The organism is Stenotrophomonas maltophilia group sp. Smal17 (assembly GCF_030237045.1).
In the GTDB taxonomy this organism is placed as follows: domain Bacteria; phylum Pseudomonadota; class Gammaproteobacteria; order Xanthomonadales; family Xanthomonadaceae; genus Stenotrophomonas; species Stenotrophomonas forensis.
In genome coordinates this window covers 1-24,214 of sequence record NZ_JASJSU010000017.1, presented here as the reverse complement: position 1 = coordinate 24,214, position 24,214 = coordinate 1, and the positions used below count along the sequence as shown (strand labels likewise).

Genomic DNA, 24,214 nt, shown 5'->3' with positions numbered 1-24,214 from the left:
GCACTAGCGTGGCGGCGATGATTCCAATGCGGCATCCGGGTCGGCCACCGGCGAGGGCGGGCAGGCCGGAATTTCCGAGGGCGTGGCCAGTTCCTCGGCGTGCGACGGTTTGCCGATCATCTTCGCCTTGCGCCAGCCACCCCAGCGGTAATACGCCAGCGACAGCAGCATCGATACGAACGAGCTGACCGGGAAACTCCACCAGATCGCATCGGCACCCCAGTACGGCTGCAGCAGTTCGGCGAACGGCACGCGCACGCCCCACAGCGAGCCGGCCAGGATCAGCAGCGGCGGAATCACCGCGCCGGTCGAGCGCACCACGCCGGAGATCACGAAGCTGACGCCGAAGAACAGGAACGAGCCGATCACCACATGGTTGAGATGGCGGGCGATGTCCAATGCCTCGCTGGCCGGCGGCAGGAACAGCGCCAGCAGCTGGCGATCGAACACCACCAGCGGCAGGATCAGTGCGCCGGTCAGCAGGAAGTTGAACATCACGCCCTGGCGTGCGGTGCCACGCACGCGGTCCCAGCGCTGTGCGCCCACATTCTGCGCGGCCATCGACGAGCAGGCCGCACCGATCGCCATCGCCGGCATCTGCAGGTAGTTCCACAGCTGCAGCGAGGCGCCATAGCCTGCGCCGGTCGCGGTGCCGTACTGGTTGACCATGGTCATCAGCAGGATCACCGACAGCGAGATCAGCACCATCTGCAGGCCCATCGGCACGCCCTTGAGCACCAGCGCCTTGAGGATGGTCAGGTCGAGCTTGAACAGGCGCATGTCGGCACGCCCCAGCCACAGCGTGTGGCGCTTGTGGCGCATGTACAGCAGCAGGCCGGCCAGCGACAGGGTCTGCGCGACCAGCGTGGCCCACGCCGAGCCGGCGATGCCCAGCGCGGGGAACGGCCCCATGCCGAAGATCAGCACCGGGTTCAGCACGATGTCCAGCGCCACCGACACCATCAGGAAGCGGAACGGCGTACGCGAATCGCCGGCACCGCGCAGCGCGGCGGTGAGGAAGGCGAACGCGTACAGCGTCGGCATCGCCAGGAAGATGATCTGCAGGTAGGCCTCGGCCAGCGGCAGCGAGGCGGCCGGCGTGCCCATCGCCGCCAGCAGCGGATGCGCCATGAACCAGCCGGCGATGGCGATGATCACCGACAGGCCGATGAAGAAGGTGGCGCTGGTACCGACCACGCGCCGCGCCTCGGCAATGTCGCGTGCGCCGATGGCCTGGCCGATCAGGATGGTCGAGGCCATGCCGAAGCCGAACACCGAGCCGATCAGGAAGAACATGATGTTGTTGGCGTTCGCGGTGGCGGTCAGCGCCGCCTCGCCGAGGAAACGCCCCACCCACACCGCATTCACCGAACCATTCAGCGACTGCGCGATGTTGCCGGCCAGGATCGGCAGGGAAAACAGCAGGAGATTGCGGCCGATCGGGCCGGAGGTCAGGTCAAGCGGCGCTTTGGCCATGGAGTGGTGATCGATTCCCGGGAGGCGCACACTAGCACCAAGCCGGTTTGCGGGATGTGGCAATGCATCAACGACTACGGGTGGGACGGGGCATGGCGCTGGCCTTGATCGGCGTCGTACTGGCCGCATGTTCGATGGACGACCGGCTGGGTGATACCCAGGTGCGGCCGACCGACCGGCCCGAATGCCTGGTCGGCAGCCAGCGCCAGGATCTGTCCGCTGGCGTACCCACCCTGATCGGGGGCAGCGGTTGCCGTACCGACCCCGACCATCCGCGTCCCCTGAACAAGCCACCGGAGTAGTACGCACCGATGCATGAGCTTTCCCCGCTGTCGCCCAGTGTCCGCCTGGACATCTGGCTGTGGGCGGCCCGTTTCTTCAAGACCCGCAGCCTGGCCAAGCAGGCCATTGAGACCGGCAAGGTCAGCGTGGCTGGCCAGCGCCCGAAATCCTCGCGCGCCGTGCGCGTGGGTGAGCAGCTGCAGGTCGATCGTGGCGAAGAGCATTTCGAGATCCAGGTGCTGGGGCTGAGCGACCAGCGCGGGCCGGCCCCGGCGGCGCAGCAGCTGTACGCCGAGAGCGAGGCCTCGAAGGCGCGTCGTGCGGAACAGCGCGCATTGCGCATCGCCGCCCGCGATGGTTTCCAGCCGCCGGAGCACAAGCCGGACAAGCGCGCGCGGCGGTTGATACGGGCATTGGGTGATATCGACGCGCTCTGACGGAACGGCGATTCCGGTGCACTGTTCCTATCGCGGTGCGAAAGGAGGCGCGAGTCACGGTGCGTTCGGAAGCGGCGGGGCAGGCTGGATGTTCACCTTCTGGAAGCCTGCCGATGCGTTGCCTATTGTTGTGCCTGTCCCTGCTTGCTGCCGCGCCCTTGCACGCGGCCGATATCACCTTCTGGGATGCTCCGCAGCGCGGGGGCAACAGCATGAACATGTCGCCTCCGGACCGGGACTACTTCGAGGCGCTGCGTGCGACCGGCGCGACCTGGGTGCGGCTGGTACCGGACAAGTGGAAGGCGCAGGGCGGCCGTGACTTCCTGATCGGCAACGCGGACGACTATCAAGGGCTGGTCGCAGCTGATCTGGCGACATTGCGCCGCGTGCTGGACGATGCCGACGCGGCCGGACTGAAGGTGGTGCTCACCCCGCTGTCGCTGCCGTTGCTGCGCTGGAAGCAGCACAACGGTGACAAGGTCGACCAGCGCCTGTGGCAGTCGTTCGACAATCACGCCCCGGCGCTACGCTTCTGGCATGACCTGGCCGTGGCGCTGAAGGGACATCCCGCACTGGCCGCTTACAACCTGATCAACGAACCGGTGCCGGAATTCGGTGCCGGCCTGGCCGAACATGCGTCCAGCGAGGCGATGCAGCAGTGGTACGCCGGGGTGCAGGACGGTCCGCGTGATCTGCGCCGTTTCTACTCGGAGCTGATCGCGCGCATCCGCGAGGTCGACGCGGAAATGCCGCTGATGCTGGATGCCGGATGGTATGCGGCCGCCGATGGCTTCAATTACTGGCCGGCTCCGCTGGACGACGCGAAGCTGCTGTACAGCGTGCACATGTACGAACCGTACGCAGCGACCAGTGCGCCCAACCAGAAGCGAGCCAAGCCCTGGCGCTACCCGGGCAGCGTGCCGTTCGGCGGCCACAGCGAGCGCTGGGACGCGGCGCGCGTGCGCAGCTACCTGCAGCAGCCGATGGAGTGGGCGAAGACGCACGGGGTGGGGGCCAACCGCATGGTGGTCGGTGAATTCGGCTGCATGCGCCGCTGGCCCGACTGCAGCCGCTACCTGCAGGACGTGCTGCAGGTGCTGGAACAGGACAAGGTGCACTGGGCCTTCTACGCTTTCCGCGAGGATGGCTGGGACGGCATGGACTACGAACTGGGCGACAAGGCGCTGCCGTGGTCGTACTGGCAGGCACAGGAACAAGGAAAGCCAGCGGTGCCGCCGCGCTCGATGCAGGCGCCGTTGTTCGCGCCGATCCTGCAGCGGCTGAAGGCCGGGAACCGGTAGGACGCCGGGCAGGGCCCGGCGTGATCCGTAGCGATGCAGTTCATGCCGGGTCATCCCCGGCGACAGCGCCGGTCAGCGCTTGCCGCCGAGCAGGTTGCCGCCCAGCTTCAACAGGTCACTCATGCCGAACTGGCCGTCGCCGTCCTGGTCCAGCACGCTGCCGAGCAGGCCACCGGCAATGCCGCCCTGCTGCTGCACCTGCTGCTTTTCCTGGCCGAGCGCCTGGCTGAGCGAGCCGGCATCGGCCTGGCCGCCACCCAGCCGCTGGGCGAGGAAGGCCATCACGATCGGCGCGAGGATCTGCAGCAGCTGGCTGGTGCGGCCGCTGTCGAGCTGGGTGGCCTGGGCCAGGCCGGTTTCCACCTTCTGCTGGCTGCCGCCGAAGATGTGGCCGAGGATGCCGGCGCCATCGCTGGCGGCACCACCGCCACCTCCGCCCAGCACCGAACCGAGCACGCTGCCCAGGTCCAGGCCGCTGTGGTTGTTCTGCAGCGCGCCGAGCAGGGCCTGCGCCCCCTGCGGCTGCGCAGCGTTGTTGCCCAGCGCGCCCATCAGCACCGGCAGCGCGGCACTGATCGCGCCGGAGGCCTGGGTATCGCTGATGCCGAGCTGCTGCGACACCTGCTGCAGCGGAGCGCCCTGCAATTTGGCGAGAAGTTCATCGGTCAGGCTCATCAGGGGAATCCTCGATTGGGATGGGGCGTGCAGAAGGTACGACGCGGACCGTTAAAACGGCGACGCCGCCTCACGGGGAGGCGGCGTGCCGTACACGGGGGAGGCCGATCAGAGCTCGATGTCTTCCGCGCCCGGGGTGGCGGCAGGGAAGTCGGTTTCCGGCTGTGCCGGCTTGAACGGGTCCGACGGCTGGCTGGCCAGCGCCTTCAGGGCCGCAGCGACGCCGGCACCGTAAGCCGGATCGGCCTTGCTGCAGTTGTCGATGTGGCGCTGCTTGATGAAGTCCGGCGCATCGCCCAGGGCACGGGCGGTGTTGGCGAACAGGCGGTCCTTCTGCGCCTGGTTGTAGCTGCGGAACAGTGCACCGGGCTGGCTGAAGTAGTCGGCGTCGTCCTCACGGAAATTCCAGAAGTCGGCATCGCCGCGGATCTTCATTGGCGGCTCGCGGTACTCCGGCTGCTCCTGCCACTGGCCGTAGCTGTTCGGCTCGTAGTGCGGCAGGCCGCCGTAGTTGCCGTCCACGCGCATCGCACCATCGCGGTGGTTGCTGTGCACCGGGCAGCGCGCGGCGTTCACCGGAATCTGGTGGTGATTGACGCCCAGGCGGTAACGCTGGGCATCGGAATAGGCGAACAGGCGCGCCTGCAGCATCTTGTCCGGCGACGGGCCGATGCCCGGCACCAGGTTGCTCGGTGCGAACGCCGACTGCTCCACGTCCTGGTACCAGTTGACAGGGTTGCGGTTCAGTTCGAACTGGCCGACCTCGATCAGCGGGTAGTCGCTCTTCGGCCACACCTTGGTCAGGTCGAACGGGTGCACGCGGTAGGTTTCCGCATCCAGTTCCGGCATGACCTGGATGAACAGCTTCCACTTCGGGAAGTCGCCCTTGTCGATGGCGGCGAACAGGTCGCGGCCGTGGCTTTCGCGGTCATGGCCGACCAGGATTTGCGCCTGTGCGTCGGTCAGCGATTCGATGCCCTGCTGGCTGACGAAGTGGAACTTCACCCAGAAGCGCTCGCTGTCGGCGTTGGTGAAGCTGTAGGTGTGCGAGCCGAAGCCGTGCATGTGGCGGAAGCTGCGCGGGATGCCGCGGTCGCTCATCACCACGGTCACCTGCAGCAGGGCTTCGGGCAGCAGCGTCCAGAAATCCCAGTTGTTGCGCGCGCTGCGCAGGTTGGTGTGCGGGTCGCGCTTGACCGCCTTGTTGAGGTCGGCGAACTTGCGCGGGTCGCGCAGGAAGAACACCGGGGTGTTGTTGCCGACCAGGTCCCAGTTGCCTTCTTCGGTGTAGAACTTCAGCGCGAAGCCGCGGATGTCGCGCTCGGCGTCGGCGGCGCCACGTTCGCCGGCCACCGTGGTGAAGCGGGCGAACATTTCGGTCTGCTTGCCGACCTTCTCGAACAGCTTGGCGCGGGTGTACTTGCTGATGTCGTGGGTGACGGTGAAGGTGCCGAACGCGCCCGAGCCCTTGGCGTGCATGCGGCGTTCGGGAATGATCTCGCGGTTGAGATTGGCCAGCTTCTCCAGCAGCCACACGTCTTCCATCAGCAGCGGGCCGCGCGGGCCGGCGGTCTTGCTGTTCTGGTTGTCCACCACCGGCGCGCCGAAGGCCGTGGTCATCGGGGTAACCGGGTCGTCACCGTGCTTCTGCTTCGGCGTGGTGCTCAGCTCGCGCTGCTGCTGGGCGCCTTCCTCAGGCGTCGGGGCGCTGTGGTAAGGGCACTTGGCGTTGTTGTTGTCGGACTGGCTCATCGGCTGGCTCCTGGTGGCGGTGAAGACGTGGGAAACATCTTCACTCGACTGTAGCTAGGGCCAGATGAAATGAATAATCGAATGATTCGTTCAGGTTGATAGATTCTGTCAATTGAAAGGCAGAATCGGATTTGTGGAGTCTTTCAATTGCCCCCCGGTCGGGCGGGAGGCCATGGACGTGCGCTGCGGTTACAGCAGCGCCTTCAGCCGGTACAGCGCTTCCAGCGCCTGCTTCGGGGTCAGCTCGTCCGGGTCGATCGCCGCCAGCGCTTCCTGCGCCTTGCTGGAGGGTGCTGCGAACAGGCCGAACTGCTGCGGTGCATCCAGCGCCTGCGGTGCCAGCTCGGCGGCATGGCTTTCTCCGCCGCGCTGCTCCAGCTCGGCCAGGCGACGACGCGCCTGCGCCACGGTGGCGCGGGGCAGGCCGGCCAGTGCCGCCACCTGCAGGCCGAAGCTGCGGTTGGCCGGGCCGTCCTTCACCGCATGCATGAACACCAGGGCTTCGCCATGCTCGACGGCATCGAGGTGCACGTTGGCGATGCCGCTGCGGCCGCCCTCGTGCTGCTCGTCGGCCAGCGCGGTCAGCTCGAAGTAGTGGGTGGCGAACAGCGTGTAGCAGCGGTTCTGGTAGGCCAGGTGGCGGGCCACCGCGTCGGCCAGGGCCAGGCCGTCGTAGGTGGAGGTGCCACGGCCGATCTCGTCCATCAGCACCAGCGAGTGCGCGGTGGCGTGATGCAGGATGTAGCTGGTCTCGGCCATTTCGACCATGAAGGTCGACTGCCCGCGGGCGAGGTCGTCACCGGCGCCGATGCGGGTCAGGATGCGGTCGATCGGGCCGATCAGCGCACGGCTGGCCGGCACGAAGCTGCCGATGTGGGCCAGCAGCACGATCAGCGCGTTCTGCCGCATGTAGGTCGATTTACCGCCCATGTTCGGGCCGGTGATCACCAGCATGCGGCGATCCGGATGCAGGTCCAGGTCATTCGGTTCGAACGGCTGTTCGCGCACCGCTTCGACCACCGGGTGGCGGCCGCGCTCGATCTTCAGGCAGGGCTCGGCCTGCAGTTCCGGGCGTGCCCAGTCCAGCGCCTGCGCGCGTTCGGCGAAGCCGGCCAGCACGTCGAGCTCGCTCAGCGCTGCCGCGCATTGCTTCAGCGGTTCCAGCTGCCCGCCGAGGGTGTCCAGCAGCTGCTCGTACAGGTACTTCTCGCGCGACAGCGAACGGTCGCGCGCGGACAGCACCTTGTCCTCGAAGGCCTTCAGTTCCTCGGTGATGTAGCGCTCAGCGTTGGTCAGTGTCTGCCGGCGGGTGTAGTGCACCGGTGCGCGGTCGGACTGGCCCTTGCTGATTTCGATGTAATAGCCGTGCACCCGGTTGTAGCCCACCTTCAGGGTGGCGATGCCACTGCTCTCGCGCTCGCGCTGCTCCAGATCGACCAGGAACTGGTCGGCATGGGTCGACAGGCGGCGCAGCTCGTCCAGCTCCTCGTCGAAGCCGTCGGCCAGCACGCCGCCATCGCTCAGCTTCAGCGGCGGCATCTCGGCGATGGCGCTGGCCAGCAGCTGCGCGCATTCGTCATGTTCGCCCAGCGCGGCGTGCAGCGCCTGCAGGCGTGGAGAATCCAGCGGCGCCAGCACCTCGCGCACTGCCGGCAGCAGGCCCAGGCCATCGCGCAGGGTGGAGAAGTCGCGCGGGCGCGCCGAGCGCAGTGCGACGCGGGTGAGGATGCGTTCGAGGTCGCCCAGGCGGCGGAACTGCTCGCGGATGTCGGCATCACTGCCGCGGTCGATCAGCGTTTCCACCGCATGGTGGCGCTGCACCAGCACCTCGCGCAGGCGCAGCGGGCGGTGCAGCCAGCGCCGCAGCAGGCGCCCGCCCATGGGCGTCACGGTGCTGTCCAGCACGCCCAGCAGGGTGTTGCGGGTGTCGCCATCGACGCGCGTATCCAGTTCCAGATGGCGGCGGGTTGCGGCATTCATCGCAATCGCCTCGCCGGCGGTTTCCATCGCGATCGAGGTCAGGTGCGGCAGGCGCTGCTTCTGGGTTTCTTCGACATAGCCGAGCAGGGCGCTGGCCGCAGCCGTGGCGCGCGGCTTGTCATCGATGCCGAAACCGCTCAGGTCATGCAGCTTGAAGAACGCCAGCAGCTGGCGGCGGCCACTGTCGGCGTCGAACAGCCACGGCGCGCGGCGGCGCACGCCGGTACGCTGGCGCAGGAATTCCGGCCAGTTCTCTTCGTCGGGCACCAGCAGTTCGGCCGGCTCCAGCCGCGCCAGTTCGGCTTCCAGCGCGTCGTCGGTTTCCACCTCGTTGACCAGGAAGCGGCCACCGGCCAGGTCGGCCCAGGCCAGCCCGTAGCCCTGCTTGGTACGCGACAGCGCCATCAGCAGGGTGTCGCGGCGTTCGTCCAGCAATGCCTCGTCGGTCACCGTGCCGGGGGTGACGATGCGCACCACCTTGCGCTCGACCAGGCCCTTGGCCAGCGCCGGATCGCCGATCTGCTCGCAGATCGCCACCGACTCACCCAGCGCCACCAGCCGTGCCAGATAACCCTCGTAGGCATGCACCGGCACGCCGGCCATCGGGATCGGCGCGCCGCCGGAGCTGCCGCGCTGGGTCAGGGTGATGTCCAGCAGCCGCGCCGCCTTGCGGGCGTCGTCGTAGAACAGCTCGTAGAAATCGCCCATGCGGAAGAACAGCAGCAGGTCCGGATGGTCGGACTTGGCCGCGAAGAACTGCTTCATCAGCGGGGTGTGTTCTTTTGACGCCTTGGCGTTGCTGGTGTTGTCTTTCGTATCAGTCACTTGGAGCGGTTCGCGTCTGGGCAGGGCGTCTGGGCGAGGCCTTGCGGGGCATGGCCGGAAGGACAGTTAGTGTAACGGCCTGGGCGGGTCGATGATCCCCGCCCTGATCCACCGGGCGGGGCGCGCGCCGGGGCTGTCTGGGCGCCAACGACAGCGGTGGTTTGGTTGATTTCCATGGAGGGCCACGGTAGTGTCGGCCCCGGCGATTCCCGCCAATCGGCCTCCATGGAAACCGGGGCAATTCATCCCCGGGCGGGCGTTGATGGAAAGAACACGCATGACTGCAGCCTGCATGGCCGCCGAACCTCGCCATTACTGGCGCATCGCCCTGCTGAGTACGCTGGTTGCCATTGTCCCGCTTGCCGGATCTGCGCCGTACAACCTGTTGAAGGCCGTGCTGCTGCTGGCCCTGCTGGTCACCGGCGTGGTGCTGATCCGTCGCCAGCCGGATGTCCGCCTGCGCTACCGCATCGCGCGCTTCATCGTGATCGCCTGTTTGCTGCGCCTGGCCTTTGCCTTCTTCAGCATCGCCTGGCACGACCTGCGCTGGAGCGAGTTGGACCTGCCCGCGCAGATGCTGCTCTATCTGGGTACGGCCGCGGTGTTCGCCGCCGTGCTGGACTGGCGCCTGATCTGGACTCTGTTCGCGCTCTCCACCCTGGTGTTCGGTGGCTCATGCATCGTGCAGCACCACGTGATGGGGTTGGAACGTGCTTATGGTTTCAGTGGTGGCGAATGGACGGCCATCGAGTTCACGATGGTCACGCTGTGCATGGCGCTGTTCTCGGTCATCCGGTTGATCCAGCCGAACGTCCATCCGGCCGAGCGCTGCCTGCATGGGGTTGCCGTTGCCGTGGGCGTCTACGGCTCGATCCTGGCGCAGAGCCGGGGGCCGATCCTGGCCTTCATTCCGGCGATGCTGATGGTGATGACGGTGCACGTGTGGCGTACCCGGCGCTGGCGTGGCCCGCTGGCCTTCGTCGGCGCCCTGGTCATCGGCGTGCTCGGTGCCACCACGGTGCTCAACCATCAGGTCATCCAACGCTTCGGTGAGGTCAGTGGCGAGATCGCCGGCTTCAACCAGCACAACGAAGTGGGTTCGGTGCGTGAGCGCATCGCGATGTGGGGCGTGGCGGTCGACGCCATTGCCGAGCACCCGCTGACCGGGGTGGGCCTGAACCAGTTCGGTACCTATGCGCGCGAGGGCATTGCCCGCGGCGAGGTGTCCGACGCGATCTCTCGCTACAACCATCCCCACAACGAGTACCTGGAAGCGGCAGTGACCGGTGGCGTGCCGCTGTTGCTGATCATGCTGCTGATCTTCATCCTGCCGGGTATTCATTTCGTGCGGCGGATCGGCCATGCCGATGAAACCACGGCGATGGTCGCCACCGCCGGCCTTGCCGTGGTCATCGTCTACGCGCTCTCGGCGTTCACCGACAACGTGTTCTATCGGGCAATGCCGCATTCGTTCTATTTCTACCTGGTGCTGGGCTTCGTCCTGGCGACCGCGTTGCCGGTCCGCGACCTGCGCCGGGACGGGAGTTCGCACTGATGGCGCATGTTCACCTGCTGGCCGCCGACAACCAGCGCGGCTTGAGCCATGACATCCAGGTGATCGAGCGCTCGCTGCGACAGCTCGGGCATGAGGTAACCATCAGCCGCCTCGATGCGGTACGCAATGGCGGGGCGTGGAAACTGCGCCGGTTGCGCCTGCGTCGCCTGCTGGCGTCGTGGCTGAGCCTGGGGCGGAAGCCGGCGCGATTCGATATCAACATCTCGCTGGAGCACGTACGGCCGGCCAGTTTTGGCCTGGCCGAGGTCAATCTGCTGATCCCGAATCCGGAATGGGTATCTGCACGCAGCCTCCGCATCCTGCCGCGGTTCGATTCCCTGCTGACCAAGACCGAGGACGCCACGCGCATCTTCACTGCGCTGGGCATGCGCGCGCTGGAAGTGGGCTTCTGCAGCCGCGACCGCTACGACGCTTCGGTGCCGCGCAAGCCCCGCAGCTTCCTGCATGCCGCAGGCAGCAGCCGCATGAAGGGTACGGCGACCCTGGTGAAGGTCTGGAAGCGGCACCCGGAATGGCCCCTGCTGACCGTCCTGCGTGGCGGGCCTTCGGACGAAGACGAGGGTGGGGCGGCAAACCTGCGGATCGTCCGCGAGCGCCTGCCCGATGAAGAGGTGCAGCGCCTGCAGAACGAGCATGTGTTCCACCTGTGCCTGTCGCAGACCGAGGGCTGGGGCCACTACCTGGTCGAAGCGATGAGCTGTGCGGCGGTGGTGATCACCTGCGATGGCGCGCCGATGAACCAGATGATCGATGAGAGCCGCGGTCTTCTGGTGGCGGCTCACGAGGGCGCGCCCTGCCACCTGTCCAGGACCTGGCATGTGGACGAGACAGCGCTGGAGCAGGCTGTCGAGCGTGCACTGGCGATGGATGAGGCCGAATGCACCCGGCTGGGTGCCAATGCACGCGCATGGCATCTGGCCAGCGAGGTTGCGTTCCCATTGCGTCTGGGTGAGGCCCTGGCGAAATTCTGAAGCCCGGCACGCGGCGTTGCCGCAGCGCGCTCAGGCAGCGACCAGGGTGATCTGCGGATGCCCGTCGAAGATCTCCATTACGATCTCGAAGTACGTCTGTCCCTGGCCGTGCTCCAGCGCCGCGATCTGCTCGTTGATGGCCGCGACATTGAAGGTGCCGGGCTGATCGAGTTTTGACCGCAGCCACGCATGCGTGGCGTCCCGCCCCAATACACTGCGGCTATGCGCGATGTCGTGCCAGACGACGGTCGCGGCGGAGTGGCCGGCGAGCACGCCATAGCCACCCCACAGCAGGTCATCAAGCGCGTCCAGGCTTGCTCCCAGCTGCCAGTTCTCGCTGGCCATGAACACACGGTTGATTTCCGCGTACAGGCTGGCGATGTCGTTGATGGATGCGCCGTCGATGTGCAGGACCAGGGACATGCCGCAACTGTAGCCGTTCGCCGGTAACGGCTGCATGCACCGGCAGCCCGATCTGGAACGGTGGTGTCCGCTGCTGATTATCAATGGATGCTGGATGGATATACCGGGGAGAAACTGTCAATGCGGCGTGATTTCAATGCTGCGCTGGCATGTCATCGGCAGCCAAAGGGCGATGGGAGGGGCGGTATGGGGGCGGGTCCATTCTGCCTGTTCAATATTATTGGATCGTTCCAAATATAAACTCCCATAAAGTTTCCATTGCCTGCGCCGCCATCGATCGTACGGCCATGATCAAGGGAATTGAGATGCTCGCCTTACGCAACCTCCGAGTGGGATCCCGGCTGGGCGCCGGCTTTGGTTTGCTGCTGCTGTTCATCATGGCCATCGTTGGCCTGGTGCTGTACGGAAACCAGCTCAAGTCCGCCCAGTTCGAGAAAGTGGTGGACGTCAACATGGTGAAGATGCGGCTGCTGAATGACATGCTCGATACCAACAATGCCGTGCTGATGCATCGGCGGCTGATGGTGATCAAGCGTGGCGAGGATTTCGACAAGGATTATCAGAAGGCACAGGAACTGTCGCAGACCTACGACGGCATCTGGGCCAGGTACATCAAGATTCCGCGTGACGCCACCGGCGATGCGCTGGTTGCGAAAATCGACGCGGCACGCAAGGCGACCGACGCCTCCACCCAGCATCTGCACGAGCGCATGAAGGCTGGGGATTTCGACGGCGCTGCCAAAGAGCTGCTGGCCGAGCACGGGCTGGCCACGGCCTGGAACGAATCCATCTCGACGCTGCTGCGGCATCAGGAGACACTGACCGAGCGCAGCCGCCAGGAATATCGCAGCACGGAGGCCTGGACCGGCACCTTGTCGATCGTGTTCGGCGTGATGAGCCTGATACTGGGTTCGCTGGCGGCCTGGGCGATCACCCGCAGCCTGACCCGTCCGCTGGAGGGGGCGGTGAAGCTGGCCGATGGCATCGCCGGTGGCCGCCTGGACAACGTCATCGATGCGTCGGGCAACGATGAGGTGACCCAGCTGCTCAGGTCGATGCAACGCATGCAGATGCAGGTACAGGCGGTGATGGCGGCGCAGGGCGAGCTGGCCCGCCAGCATGACGCCGGCAGCCTCAGCTACCGCATGGATGAGAGCGCGTTCCCCGGCGACTTCGGGCGGATGGTGCACGAAACCAATGCGCTGGTTGGTTCGCACGTGCAGGTGCAGAACCGGCTGATCGAAGTGATGAAGCACTATGCCCGCGGTGACCTGTCGGTGGACATGGACCCGTTGCCGGGCGAGAAGGCGGCGATCACCCAGGCAATGGATGAAACCAAGAGCAGCCTGTCGGCGATCAACAGCGAGATCCGCCGGCTGGCGACCGCAGCCGCGGCGGGTGATTTCAGCCTGCGCGGCGATGAGGACCGCTTCGCCTACGATTTCCGCGACATGGTGGCCGGGCTCAACCAGCTGATGCAGACCACCGATGAGAACCTGGTGCAGGTGTCGACCCTGTTGCAGGCCATCTCGCGAGGCGACCTGACCGTACGCATGCAAGGTGACTTCCATGGTGTGTTCGCCCGCATGCGCGATGACTGCAATGCCACCGTCGATCAGCTCAAGCAGATCGTTGGCCGCATCCAGGCCAGTGCATCCAGCATCAACCTGGCTGCAGGCGAGATTGCCTCGGGCAACACCGACCTGTCGCGGCGCACCGAGCAGCAGGCCGCGAATCTGGAGGAAACGGCCGCGTCGATGGAGGAGGTGACCTCTACCGTGAAGCAGAACGCCGAACACGCGCGCCAGGCCAACCAGCTAGCCATCGGCGCGCATGGTGTCGCCTCGCAGGGCGGGGAGGTGGTCGGCCAGGTGGTGACCACGATGTCCGCCATCGAAGCCGCCTCGAAGAAGATTGCCGAGATCATCTCGGTGATCGATGGCATCGCATTCCAGACCAACATTTTGGCGCTGAACGCCGCGGTGGAAGCGGCGCGTGCCGGTGAGCAGGGCCGGGGCTTTGCGGTGGTGGCCAGCGAGGTGCGCACGCTGGCGCAGCGCTCGGCCGGTGCCGCCAAGGAGATCAAGGGCCTGATCGAGGACTCGGTCGGCAAGGTGGCCGATGGGTCGGCACTGGTGCGCCAGGCAGGCACCACGATGGGCGAGATCGTGGCCTCGGTGCAGCGGGTGACCGACATCATGGCCGATATCTCCGCCGCCTCGCAGGAGCAGAGTTCGGGCATCGAGCAGGTCAACCAGGCCGTGGTGCAGATGGACGAGACCACCCAGCAGAATGCGGCATTGGTGGAAGAGGCCAGCGCTGCGGCACGCTCGATGGAAGAGCAGGCCAATCTGTTGGCTGAAGCGGTGTCGGTGTTCCGCACCGGCGCCGCCACGGCTGCGGCGGTGGTACGGCCTGCGTTGGCGGCCGTCGCTGCGTCGGTGGCTCCGGTGCGCAGGGCGACGGTTCTTTCGCCCCGCATCGATTCGACGCTGGCCGCCAACGCGGGTGGCTGGCAGGAGTTCTAGAAGGGCGGCATGCCGGCAGGGAGACGGCGCCCATCGCGATGGCTGGTCGCGATGGGCGCGGATTTTTTTCCTGAACGGGCGATGGCCGATGTCGCCGCGCATACGTCCATTTCACTTCCGGTTGCCAGCCGTGGGAGGACACTTGCGGCATACCGGACCTCAGGAGATGGCCATGAAGACCTCGACTCGACTGCTTGTGCTGGGCACGCTGCTGGCGGCCAGTTCGGTTGCAGGCGCACAGACCTACGGGCCGCGTGATGAAGGGCGCAAGTTCAACGATGGCAGCCGCGTGGTCTGCAAGAACGTGGAAGTGCAACGCAATTCGCGTGACCCCAACCGTATTGCCGGTACAGCCACCGGTGCGGTGATTGGTGGCCTGCTCGGCAACCAGGTGGGTGGCGGCAACGGCAAGAAGCTGGCCACCGTCGCCGGTGCCGTCGCCGGTGGCGCCGCGGGCCGGCAGATCCAGGGCAACAGCCAGCAGAAAAACGGTGATCGCGTGGTCGAACGCCGCTGCGAGCGTGTTTACCGCTGATTGTCTGCACCGGTAGCACTTCCTTCCACAGGATTTCGCAGTACGCATGTCCTCGAACGCCGGCCCTGTGCCGGCGTTCGTCGTTGAACGGCCCTGTATCGCGGGCTGCAGCGCGGTGTCTATACTGCGCCGACTTCAATGGATGAACGCAATGTGAACGAATCACCCCTGACTGAGTCGCACACGCCGGTTGCCGAGGTCGATCCAGTACTGGAAGCGACAGCGCGCTTCGGCCGACTGCGTGAGCGTACCGACGAGCTCGAATTGTTCATTTCCGGCCTGCTGGCGTTTGCACTGTTGGCGGTTCCTGGCTATCTGTTCGATGCCTGGGCGCGCAGCAGCCTGCATACCGAAGGCATTTACTTCCAACTGCTGTGGTTTGGTTTCAGCATCAGCGTGGGCATGTGCTACGTGTTGGCAGTGGCGCTGATCGCGCACCTGACCGTGCGCGGCTACTGGATAGGCCTGATCGGGCTGAAATCGCACTTCCCCAAGGGCATCGACTGGCAACGGCTTCCGCAGATGGGCCCGGTATCGCGCGCCTTCCTCAAGGCCCGCGACGGTGGCCTGGATGGCAGCATCGAGCGCGCTGATCGTTTGGCCACCATGCTCTTCTCCACCACGCTGTTGGCCGTGCAGACGCTGGCCGGAACGCTGGTGATGGCCGTGCTGACGCTGTGCGTGGCGATGGCGATCAGTGCGCTTGCCGGCGGTTCAGAACGTGTTGTCATGATCGTGGTCATTAGCGTCCTGACCGGCTTGCTTGCACTCGCGCTGGTGCCCGCGCTGCTGGAGCGCGTCATTGCGCGTAGGCAGCGGCGCAACCAGGCCCATGAGGGCCTGCAGCACTGGCTGCAGCGCTTCCTGGCGGGCCTGCAGCGGATTCCCCTGCTGCGCCAGATGCAGACGATGCAGCTGACCCTGCAGAGCAACCTGCGCTCGCGTTCATTCATGGCGGTCTATCTGCTCGCCGTGGTGGTGGCCATGGTGCTGGGAGCCGTCCAGGTACTGGGTTCGGTGAAGTTTTCGCTGTTCAACCGTTACCAGGTGATGACTGACGAGGCTGTCGAACACGGCATGTTGAGCGCGCATTACGAGTCGATGCGCTCGGCACACGATCAGCTGTTGGCGTACCCGATGATTCCCTCCGACACGATCACCGGTTCGCGCCTGCGCGTGTTCATTCCGCATCGTCCCCAGCGCGACAACCCGTTGGCACGCCAGCATTGCAGTGCGCTGCCCGGGGCGCGCAACGAAGCCGTAGGCGCGCAGGCTGCCAGTGCGGCGGTGGAGTGCCTGTCGCGGCTGTGGCAGGTGCAGTTGGATGGCGCGCCGGTCGACCTGCACGAGTTCATGCCGATGGAACGCCGTGATGTCGACATGCGCGGCTTGGTCGGATACCTGCCGATGGCGGGGTTGGTACCCGGTCGGCATGATCTGAACCTGGTCTGGAATGCCGAAGGTGGCGAACGCGGCCCGGAGCGACGTCGCGAGTACCGCATCCCGTTCTGGTACGCGCCAGACCCCTGAAAAGGGGACGGAGGGGATTAAGTCGCAATCCGCCAATCCGGCCGCTTACGACTTAATCCCCTCCGTCCCCTTTTTTGCGAGGAGGCGCCAGGCGGCGAGGCTGCCGTAGAGCAGCAGCAGGATGCTGAGGGTGATCAGTTCGTGGCTGACTTCGGCCAGGCGGGCGTCCATCTGGTTCAGGCGCACCATCAGGTTGATGCCCGAGGTGGTTGGTAGCAGCTGCGCCAGCCACACCAGCGGGCGTGGCGTCATCACTGCCGGCCAGGACAGGTTGGCCAGGAAGAACAGCGGGATGGAGGTGGCGATGATGTACTGGAACGCACGTTCGCGGGTGCGGAAGAAGCTGCCGACGAACAGGCCGAACGCCACCGTCGCGGCGATGAACAGGGTGCCGCCCAGCAACTGGCCGAGCGGATTGCCACCGCGTGGATAGTCCTGCATCCAGGCAGTGAAACCGGCGTAGTAGAACAGGCCGAACAGGCCGATCAGGCCGAAGCCCAGTGCCATGCCGCCCAGGGTCGGCAGATCGAAGCGCAGGCGCCGGCCGAGCGCGAGACGACGGCCGCCGAGCAGGACGCCGATGCCCATCAGCAGGGTCTGGTGCACGATCAGTTCGGCCACGCCGGGGACGATGGCGCTGCCGTAGCCTTCCTGGGTGTTGTACAGCGGGCGCTGCACCAGGGTGACCGGTGGCGCCTGCGGCGCGCCCATGAAGGCGGCCTGCCCGACCGCCGCGTCGCGCCCGAACGCGCCCAGTGCATCGGCCACGCTGCCCAGCACCCAACTGGCGCGCCCGAGGTAGGCGCCGTTGCCGAGCAGCACCAGCTTGGCCGGGTGGCCGCGCAGGATGTCGCGCTCCAGGTTGGCCGGAATCAGCACGATGCCTTCGGCATGGCCGGCTTCCAGCTGCTGGCGCGCACTTTCGATGTCGGCCGGTTGCCCGACCACGCGTGCGACCCGCAGCGCGTCCAGCGTTCGCAGCAGTTCGCGGCTGGTGGCGCTGTGGTCTTCGTCCACCACCAGCACCGGCAGGTTGCCGGCCACCTGGTGGCGGTACGCCGCCGGGTAGAAGAACGAATACAGGATCACCGCGCCGACCATCACCACGATCGCATAGCGGTCGCACAGCACGGCCATCAGGGTCTGCCGCAGGCTGCGCCAGAGCGTGCTCATGCGTCGGCCCTCGCTGGCTGCGCAGCCTCGGCTGTACGCGCGAAGGCAATCAGGCGCAGGCCACCGATGCCGCCGGCCACCACCGACATCAGCAGCAGCGTGGCCAACGGCCACAGCGAGACCAGCAGCGGCGAACCGATGAACTGTTGCTGGGTCTGCAGCTTGATGTAGGCGCTGAGCGGCAGCAGCTGATGCCAGATGCGGGTGAACAGGGGGCCGTCCAGCACCGGGAAGGTGGCGCTGGAGAACGCCAATGCGGTGCCGATGCTGAGGCCGACTGCGGACAGCGCGGTACCCATGTCGCGGGTGACGCCGACGAAGAACAACGCGTAGGCCGCAGTGGCCAGGTAGAACAGCGGCTGTGCAAGCAGCAGCAGGAGCACGCTGCCGACCACGCCATCGCCGCGCAGCCAGGCCAGGTAACCCAGCCCGAGTGCACCGTACAGCGAGAACAGCAGGATGTACGGTGCAGCCTTGCCGGCGATGGCGGCCCACGGCGTGCGGCCCAGCCAGCCGGGCAGGGTGCCATCGCGGATCTCGCGCCCCAGGCTGCCGGCCACCGCAAGTGCCAGCACCAGCGACAGTACCGCCGGGAAGATCAGTGGCAGCAGGAACAGCTCGTAGCTGCGTGCCGGGTTGTAGAGGATGTCTGACTGCACCGCGATGGGCGCCGCACGCAGCTTGCCCGGGCCGACCTGCAGGCCGATGCGCTCGCGCAGCAGGCGTGCGTTCCAGGCCGAGACCGCGTCGCCGATATCACGCGCGGCGGACTGCCCGGTGGTCATGTAGGTGGCGTTGTAATAGGCGAACACCGTTCCCTGGCGTCCGCGCAGGGCCTGCCGGGTAACGTCGCGCGGCACCAGCACGATCGCGAACACGTCCAGTCGGCGCAGCTGCGAACGTGCGTCCTCGATGTCGGCTGGCTGGCTGGCGATGCGCACGCCCGGGCTGGCATCGAGCATGCGCAGCAGCAGGCGGCTGTCACTGCTGTGGTCGAGGTCGACCACGGCGATCGGGATGTCGCGCATCACCGAGGAGGTGAACATCCATGCCATCACCACCAGCATCAGCAGCGGCAGCACGGTGACCAGCATCAGGTCGGCACGGTTGCCGCGCAACGACCGCAGCTCGCGCCGCCAGGAAGCGGCGAAGCCGCCGCCATCAGGGCTCAGTGCTGGGGCCATGCGAACAGCACGCTCATGCCGGGGCGGAAGCCCTCGATGCGGCGTACCGGGCGCACCCGCACCTCGAAGCTGCGGACGTCGTAGCCGGACGACTGGCGGGTGGTGCGCCAGGTCGCATAGTCACCGGCCGGATTGATGAAATAGACCTCGAACTCGCCGTCCTGGCCGAGCGCCGGCACGCTGCCACGCAGCTTGCTGCCGACCTTCAGGCCCTGCATCTGCGATTCGCGCAGGTTCATCGCCACCCACATGCGGTCGATGTCGACCAGGGTGAACACCGGATAGCCGGCCGGCACCAGTTCACCCGGGTCGGCCATGCGCTTGTTGATCTCGCCGGCGACCGGCGCCCGCCCTTCCACTTCGGCGCGCGCGGCGTTGACTTCGGCCACCGCGCCCTGCGCCTGCTGCACCTGGCCCTGCGCGGCGCGCTTGTCCTGCTCGCGCGCGCCAGACAGCGCCATGTCGTACTGCGCGCGCGCGGCACGCGCCAGTTCACGCGAGCTGGTGGCCTGGGCATGCGCTTCATCGCGCTTCTGCCGGGTCATCACCCCTTCGTTGAACAGGTTCTGCACGCGCTGGTAGGTAGCGACGGCCAGCGTCGCGCCGGCTTCGGCGCGCTTCCAGTTGGCTTCGGCGGCGCGGATGTCCTCGCTGCGCGCGCCTTCATCGGCCTTGTCGGCCACCGCCTGCGCCGCGGCCAGTGCGCCGTGCGCCTGCTGTTCCTTGGCGGCCACCTCGGGGCTGTCGAGCAGGAACAGCACCTGCCCGGGCTGCACGCGGTCGCCCTCGCGCACCTTCAGTTCGGCCACGCGCGCGGTGATCTTGGCGGCCACGTTGATGGTGTCCGCATCGGCCATGCCCTGGATCTGGTCGGCCGGGCTGCGCCAGGCCAGCCACAGGCCCAGCACCACCACCACCAGCAGCACCCCTATCAGGATCGGTCCCAGCCGGCGCTTGCCCGGGGGCGTCTTCGCATCGTCGTGCAGCACATCACTCATGGTCGATCACCTCGTCCGCACGCCGCCGGAACTCTTCGAAACGGTCCATCTGTCCACTGACCTCCAGCAGCTGTGCCAGTGCAACATCGTATTGGTAGGCGGCCTGTGCGCGCTCGACGCGGGCACCGCCGAGGCCGAGCCGCGCGTCGATCACATCCAGCGAGGTGGCCTGGCCTTCGCGGAACGCCAGCTCCTGCAGGCGCAGGTTTTCCTGTGCCTGGGCAATGCTGCTGTCGAGCAGCACGAACTGCTGGCGGGCGGTCTCCAGTTCGTTCCAGGCCTTGCGCACGCCCAGCGCAACCTGGTTCTCGGCTTCGCGCAGGCCCGCTTCGGCCTGCTCCTGCTGCGCACGCGCGGCGCTGATCTGCGCCGGCCGCGAGTTCGGCGACAGGAAGGTGTACTTCAGTCCGATGCCGAAGGCCCAGTCCGGATCGGTCAGCATTTCATCGCGACGACGGAAGTCGTACTGGCCGAAGGCGAAGATCTGCGGTTTCAGCTTGGCCTGCTGCACGCGCACGCCCTGTTCGGCCTGCGCCACCATTGCCCGCAGGCGCGCGATCTGCGGCTGGCGGGCCTGCGCGGTGCGTTCGAAGCGGGCGACCGGCTCCAGCGGCGCGCGCTGCACGAACAGCGGTGATACCGGCTGCACCTCACCGCCGCTGCGCAGCAGGGTGGACAGCGCGGCCTTCAAGGTGGCCAGGTCGTTCACCGTCTTCTGGTACTCGCGCTCGGCCTTGTCGCGGGCCACGGTGGCCTGCAGGCGCTGGGCGCGGGTGGCGAAGCCCTCGCGCTCCAGTTTCTCGGCGTCGGACAAGTGGCGGTTGAGGCCATCGCGCACATCGCGGCGCACCTCCACGGCCTGTTCGGCCAGGCGCTGGCCGAAATAGGCCTGTGCCAGCTGCACGGTCAGCGACTGGCGTTGCGCCTCGCGCTCGGCGCTGGCCTGTTCATGGGCGGCGCTGGCGGCGCGCTGTGCAGCAGGGATCACCCCGCCGGTGTACAGCGGCAGCACCGCAGTCACCACCGGGCGGGTGCGCCAGTCGCGTTCGGTGAACGACAGCGGCGAGTCGATGCCGAAGGCTTCGGCCACCGGCGCCAGTGAACCCAGCGGCAGGGTCAGGGTCTTCTGGAACTGCAGGCGGCGCACTTCGCCGGTGATCTCCGGCAGGCGCAGCAGGCGGGTGGCGTCCTGCAGGTCCTGCTTGTTGCGCACGGCGGCGTCGGCGGCGGCCAGCGCATCGGAGACCTGTTCCAGGCGCTGCCGTGCCTGTTCCCAGTCCAAAGCCGGTGCGTCGGTGATGGACTGCGCCGACGCAGTGATGGGCAGGCAGGTTGCCAGCGTCAGCGCCAGCGCGGCCTTTGCGCGGAGCATCCTTGTACGTCGGCCGATCACGCCCATGCCGTCCCAATGGTGAAGAAGTGCGCAAACGGTAGTGCGCGCGGTGTGAAGCCCGGGTCTGCGGTCATCGTGTGGTCCTCAGCGAAGGGTGCTGCTGGCCGCGCTGCGCAGCGCCTGGGTGATGTGCTGCAACGTGCTTGAGCGCACGGCGGCATGCTGCCAGTACAGCGGCACATCCAGCCAGCGGCGGGGTTCCAGTACCACCACGCGGCCGTCGCGCACGACGGGTGCGATCAGGGTTTCCGGGGCCATGCCCCAGCCGAGTCCGCACGCTGCGGCTTCGACGAAACCGGTGGAGGAAGGCAGGTAGTGTAGCGGCGGCTGCAGGCGCGCGCGGGTCAGCCGCCGCACGAAGCGCCATTGCAGTTCATCCTTGCGGTTGAACACCAGCATCGGTGCGCGTGCCAATGCGGCGGCCTGCATGCCATCGCTGAAGTACTGGCGGGCGAAGCCGGGCGAGGCGATGGCGTGGTAGCGCATGGCGCCAAGCGGATGCACGTTGCAGCCTTTCACCGGCTGGCTTTCGGCAGTGACCGCGCCGAGCACGCTGCCATCGCGCAGCAGCTGCAGGGTGTGGTCCTGGTCGTCCATGCGCAGGTCGAACAGGTAACCGTGGCGCTGGTGCAGTTCGGCGATGGCCGGCACGAACCAGGTATCGAGCGAGTCGTCGTTGACCGCCAAGGGGATCGGCGTGCGCGCGGCATCGCCGCCGCGCTCGGGCAGTAGTTCGGCCAGCGCCTCGGCTTCCAGTGCCTGCATTGGGCGAACCCGGCGCAGCAGGGCCTCCCCGGCAGCGGTGGGGCGGCACGGCGCCTGGCGGACCACCAGTACCTGGCCGAGCCGGTCCTCCAGTGCCTTGATCCGCTGCGACAATGCCGAGGGGCTGATCGACAGGCGGCGTGCCGCGGCCTCGAAGCTGCCTTCCTCCAGCACCGCGGCAAACGCGGCCAGTTGCGGATGTACCAGGTCCATGCAGGCGCCCCTTCAGTTTTTCTGCACAGGATAAAGAAAAATCAGATTGTCTTAACGCGGCAATGGTCGCACCCTGCGCGTCCCTTCGCTGCCTGGGCCTTCCTGATGTGGATCGCCGCTACCACTGCCGGCCTGTTCGCAGGTGCCGGCCTGATCATCGCCATCGGTGCACAGAATGCATTCGTACTACGCCAGGGTCTGCAACGTCGCCATGTCGGAACGGTGGTGCTGGCCTGTGCCGGCGCTGATATCGCGCTGATCCTGGCCGGCGTTGGCGGCATGGGGGCGTTGGTGCAGCAGTGGCCGTTGCTGCTGCAGGTGCTGCGCTTCGGCGGTGCGGCGTTCCTGCTCTGGTATGGACTGCAGGCCGGATTGCGCGCCTGGCACGGTGGCAGTGCCTTGGCCGCCGCCGAGACGCAGGGTGGCAGCGGGCGCCAGGTACTGTTGACCTGCCTGGCGTTCACGCTGCTCAATCCGCACGTCTATCTGGATACGGTGGTGCTGCTCGGCAGCTTGTCCACGCGTTACCCCGGCGATCTGCGCTGGGCCTTCGCCGCCGGAGCCTGCGTGGCCAGCGTGGCCTGGTTCTGCACGTTGGGCTATGGCGCGCGCCTGTTGCAGCCGGTGTTCCGCAGGCCGGCTGCGTGGCGCGTGCTGGACGCAGGGGTGGCGGTCTTCATGTTCTGTCTCGCCACGCTGCTGCTGTTGCGCCCGCTCTAGGCCGCATCCACCGCACACAATGGCGCTTCGCCGGGGCGCAGGGTGAGCACGCGCACGCCACTGGCGGTGACCGCCACGGTGTGTTCGAACTGCGCCGACAGCTTGCCGTCGCGCGTATACACCGGCCATTCGTCCGGTTGCTGGCGGATGGCCGGCTTGCCCTGGTTGAGCATCGGTTCGATGGTGAACACCATGCCTTCTTCCAGTGTCATGCCGGTGTTCGGATGACCGTAGTGCAGGATCTGCGGTTCCTCGTGCATCTCCTGGCCGATGCCGTGGCCGCAGTATTCCTTCACCACGCTGTAGCCATGGCTGCGCGCGTGGCGGGCGATGGCGTGGCCGATGTCGCCCAGGCGCGCGCCGGGGCGCACCGTGGCGATGCCTTTCCACATCGCCTGGTAGGTGGTCTGCACCAGCCGGCGCGCGGCATAGTCGACCTCACCGACCAGGTAGGTGGTGCTGGAGTCGGCGATGTAGCCGTTCTTCTCCAGGGTGATGTCGAGGTTGACGATCTGGCCGTTGCGCAGCACGTCGGTGGTGCTGGGCACGCCGTGGCAGATCACGTTGTCGATCGAGGTGTTGAGCACATACGGGAAACCGTACTGGCCCTTGCTGGCCGGCCTTGCCTGCAGTTCATCGACGATCATGCGCTCGACGAAATCGTTGATTTCCATGGTGCTGCGGCCCTGCAGCGGCAGCCGGTCGAGCGCGGCGAACACCTGCGCCAGCAGGCGACCCGATTCGGCCATCAGCGCGATTTCGTGCGGCTGCTTGATCATCGCCATGTCAGGCCCGCCCGGGCGCCAGCGCCTGTGGCTGTACGCCGGCCGCGCGCAGTTCGCTGGCGACGATGTCCTGGAAGCTCAGCGTGGGATTCATCTCGCACAGCATGCCGACCCGGATCCAGAAGTTGGCCTGGGCGTTGATCGAGCGGCTGGAGACGGTACAGGCACGGCGCAGCTGGTCGTGCAGGGTGTCATCGATGTTGACGATGCCCATCGGCGGTCCTGGGTAGTGGATATACGAAGCATATATGTTTCGTATATTCGCCTCAAGCCGCTGGGGTTCAGTCTGCGTGGGTGGCGAAGCGCAGGCGGTTGCCGTCGGGGTCACGCAGCAGCATCTCGCGGCTGCCCCATTCGGTGTCATGCGGCGGCTGCTCGATCGGCACGTTCGCGGCGCTGAAGGCACGGTGCAGCGCATCGACATCCTCGACGATGAAGTACACCGCGCCGCCGACCTCGCAATCACCGGTGTGTTCGGTGAGGAAGAGGGTCTGGCCGTCGCGGGTGAGCTGGGCGAACAGCGGGAAGCCGGGTTCGAAGCGGTGTTCCCAGTCGACCACGAAGCCCAGGCCCTGCACGTAGAACGGCAGGGAGGTGTCGGCATGGCGCATGCGCAGCTGCGGGATGACGGTCTGGGGCATGGCGGCGTCTCCGGGGGTAGGCGTCCAGTGTAGTGGGGGGGGGGGGGGGGG

At 66.8% G+C, this 24,214-nt stretch carries 22 protein-coding genes; 9 read left to right on the top strand and 13 right to left on the bottom strand.

Features of this window, described 5'->3' with window-relative positions:
• Window positions 1-3: 3 nt before the first annotated feature.
• Window positions 4-1,476, bottom strand: coding sequence for an MATE family efflux transporter (locus tag QRO93_RS07100; protein ID WP_180879259.1), 1,473 nt, complete (start codon window positions 1,474-1,476; stop codon window positions 4-6).
• Between the two features lie 62 nt (window positions 1,477-1,538).
• On the opposite strand from QRO93_RS07100, the gene QRO93_RS07095 reads away from it, so the two are divergent.
• The 3 genes from QRO93_RS07095 to QRO93_RS07085 all read left to right on the top strand — a co-directional run bounded on the left by QRO93_RS07095 (window position 1,539) and on the right by QRO93_RS07085 (window position 3,496).
• The gene (locus tag QRO93_RS07095) at window positions 1,539-1,778 is read left to right on the top strand and encodes a hypothetical protein (protein ID WP_053449143.1); all 240 of its coding nucleotides are present in this window, start codon (window positions 1,539-1,541) and stop codon (window positions 1,776-1,778) included.
• Between the two features lie 9 nt (window positions 1,779-1,787).
• Window positions 1,788-2,195: an RNA-binding S4 domain-containing protein gene (locus QRO93_RS07090; protein ID WP_008267691.1), complete on the top strand. Its 408-nt coding sequence runs from the start codon at window positions 1,788-1,790 to the stop codon at window positions 2,193-2,195.
• Window positions 2,196-2,407: 212 nt separating this feature from the next.
• Window positions 2,408-3,496, top strand: coding sequence for a glycoside hydrolase family 5 protein (locus tag QRO93_RS07085; protein ID WP_258010972.1), 1,089 nt, complete (start codon window positions 2,408-2,410; stop codon window positions 3,494-3,496).
• A gap of 72 nt (window positions 3,497-3,568) precedes the next feature.
• Here the strand turns inward: QRO93_RS07085 and QRO93_RS07080 are convergent, their stop codons facing one another.
• From QRO93_RS07080 to mutS, 3 genes are all read right to left on the bottom strand, one after another.
• Window positions 3,569-4,171: a DUF937 domain-containing protein gene (locus QRO93_RS07080; RefSeq protein WP_049456157.1), complete on the bottom strand. Its 603-nt coding sequence runs from the start codon at window positions 4,169-4,171 to the stop codon at window positions 3,569-3,571.
• A gap of 108 nt (window positions 4,172-4,279) precedes the next feature.
• A complete protein-coding gene (locus tag QRO93_RS07075; RefSeq protein ID WP_404830596.1) occupies window positions 4,280-5,839 on the bottom strand; it encodes a catalase in 1,560 nt (519 codons plus the stop codon).
• 273 nt (window positions 5,840-6,112) lie between these two features.
• On the bottom strand, window positions 6,113-8,668 hold the full coding sequence (mutS, locus tag QRO93_RS07070) for a DNA mismatch repair protein MutS (RefSeq protein ID WP_053449146.1): 2,556 nt from the start codon (window positions 8,666-8,668) through the stop codon (window positions 6,113-6,115).
• A gap of 352 nt (window positions 8,669-9,020) precedes the next feature.
• Here mutS and QRO93_RS07065 point away from each other — a divergent pair, with 352 nt between their 5' ends.
• A complete protein-coding gene (locus tag QRO93_RS07065) occupies window positions 9,021-10,283 on the top strand; it encodes an O-antigen ligase family protein (RefSeq protein WP_285304047.1) in 1,263 nt (420 codons plus the stop codon).
• Window positions 10,283-11,275: a glycosyltransferase gene (locus tag QRO93_RS07060; protein WP_180878211.1), complete on the top strand. Its 993-nt coding sequence runs from the start codon at window positions 10,283-10,285 to the stop codon at window positions 11,273-11,275. The genes QRO93_RS07065 and QRO93_RS07060 overlap by 1 nt, the downstream gene beginning before the upstream one ends.
• A gap of 30 nt (window positions 11,276-11,305) precedes the next feature.
• Here QRO93_RS07060 and QRO93_RS07055 read toward each other — a convergent pair whose 3' ends face one another.
• The gene (locus tag QRO93_RS07055; protein WP_180878212.1) at window positions 11,306-11,698 is read right to left on the bottom strand and encodes a barstar family protein; all 393 of its coding nucleotides are present in this window, start codon (window positions 11,696-11,698) and stop codon (window positions 11,306-11,308) included.
• A 305-nt stretch (window positions 11,699-12,003) separates the two neighbouring features.
• Here QRO93_RS07055 and QRO93_RS07050 point away from each other — a divergent pair, with 305 nt between their 5' ends.
• From QRO93_RS07050 to QRO93_RS07040, 3 genes are all read left to right on the top strand, one after another.
• A complete protein-coding gene (locus QRO93_RS07050; protein WP_285304054.1) occupies window positions 12,004-14,226 on the top strand; it encodes a methyl-accepting chemotaxis protein in 2,223 nt (740 codons plus the stop codon).
• 166 nt (window positions 14,227-14,392) lie between these two features.
• The gene (locus tag QRO93_RS07045; protein WP_005415760.1) at window positions 14,393-14,761 is read left to right on the top strand and encodes a glycine zipper 2TM domain-containing protein; all 369 of its coding nucleotides are present in this window, start codon (window positions 14,393-14,395) and stop codon (window positions 14,759-14,761) included.
• A gap of 153 nt (window positions 14,762-14,914) precedes the next feature.
• Complete coding sequence (locus tag QRO93_RS07040; RefSeq protein WP_080374994.1) at window positions 14,915-16,291, top strand: hypothetical protein; 1,377 nt, start codon at window positions 14,915-14,917, stop codon at window positions 16,289-16,291.
• A gap of 45 nt (window positions 16,292-16,336) precedes the next feature.
• Here the strand turns inward: QRO93_RS07040 and QRO93_RS07035 are convergent, their stop codons facing one another.
• The 5 genes from QRO93_RS07035 to QRO93_RS07015 all read right to left on the bottom strand — a co-directional run bounded on the left by QRO93_RS07035 (window position 16,337) and on the right by QRO93_RS07015 (window position 22,017).
• Entirely contained in the window at window positions 16,337-17,464 is a 1,128-nt protein-coding gene (locus QRO93_RS07035) for an ABC transporter permease (protein WP_180878213.1), read from the bottom strand.
• A complete protein-coding gene (locus tag QRO93_RS07030) occupies window positions 17,461-18,648 on the bottom strand; it encodes an ABC transporter permease (protein ID WP_180878214.1) in 1,188 nt (395 codons plus the stop codon). The genes QRO93_RS07035 and QRO93_RS07030 overlap by 4 nt, the downstream gene beginning before the upstream one ends.
• Window positions 18,633-19,646: an HlyD family secretion protein gene (locus QRO93_RS07025; RefSeq protein WP_180878215.1), complete on the bottom strand. Its 1,014-nt coding sequence runs from the start codon at window positions 19,644-19,646 to the stop codon at window positions 18,633-18,635. The genes QRO93_RS07030 and QRO93_RS07025 overlap by 16 nt, the downstream gene beginning before the upstream one ends.
• Entirely contained in the window at window positions 19,639-21,045 is a 1,407-nt protein-coding gene (locus tag QRO93_RS07020; protein ID WP_053449155.1) for a TolC family protein, read from the bottom strand. The genes QRO93_RS07025 and QRO93_RS07020 overlap by 8 nt, the downstream gene beginning before the upstream one ends.
• A gap of 78 nt (window positions 21,046-21,123) precedes the next feature.
• Entirely contained in the window at window positions 21,124-22,017 is an 894-nt protein-coding gene (locus QRO93_RS07015) for a LysR family transcriptional regulator ArgP (protein WP_285304045.1), read from the bottom strand.
• Window positions 22,018-22,122: 105 nt separating this feature from the next.
• Here QRO93_RS07015 and QRO93_RS07010 point away from each other — a divergent pair, with 105 nt between their 5' ends.
• Window positions 22,123-22,737, top strand: a complete 615-nt coding sequence (locus tag QRO93_RS07010) for a LysE/ArgO family amino acid transporter (RefSeq protein ID WP_008267534.1) — start codon at window positions 22,123-22,125, stop codon at window positions 22,735-22,737.
• Here QRO93_RS07010 and map read toward each other — a convergent pair.
• The 3 genes from map to QRO93_RS06995 form a co-directional block, all read right to left on the bottom strand.
• A complete protein-coding gene (gene map / locus QRO93_RS07005; RefSeq protein ID WP_053451262.1) occupies window positions 22,734-23,516 on the bottom strand; it encodes a type I methionyl aminopeptidase in 783 nt (260 codons plus the stop codon). The two genes, QRO93_RS07010 and map, sit on opposite strands and share 4 nt — an antisense overlap.
• Before the next feature lie 7 nt (window positions 23,517-23,523).
• The gene (locus tag QRO93_RS07000) at window positions 23,524-23,736 is read right to left on the bottom strand and encodes a ParD-like family protein (protein WP_006425741.1); all 213 of its coding nucleotides are present in this window, start codon (window positions 23,734-23,736) and stop codon (window positions 23,524-23,526) included.
• A 67-nt stretch (window positions 23,737-23,803) separates the two neighbouring features.
• Window positions 23,804-24,163, bottom strand: a complete 360-nt coding sequence (locus QRO93_RS06995) for a VOC family protein (RefSeq protein WP_049456145.1) — start codon at window positions 24,161-24,163, stop codon at window positions 23,804-23,806.
• Between the last annotated feature and the right edge of the window lie 51 nt (window positions 24,164-24,214).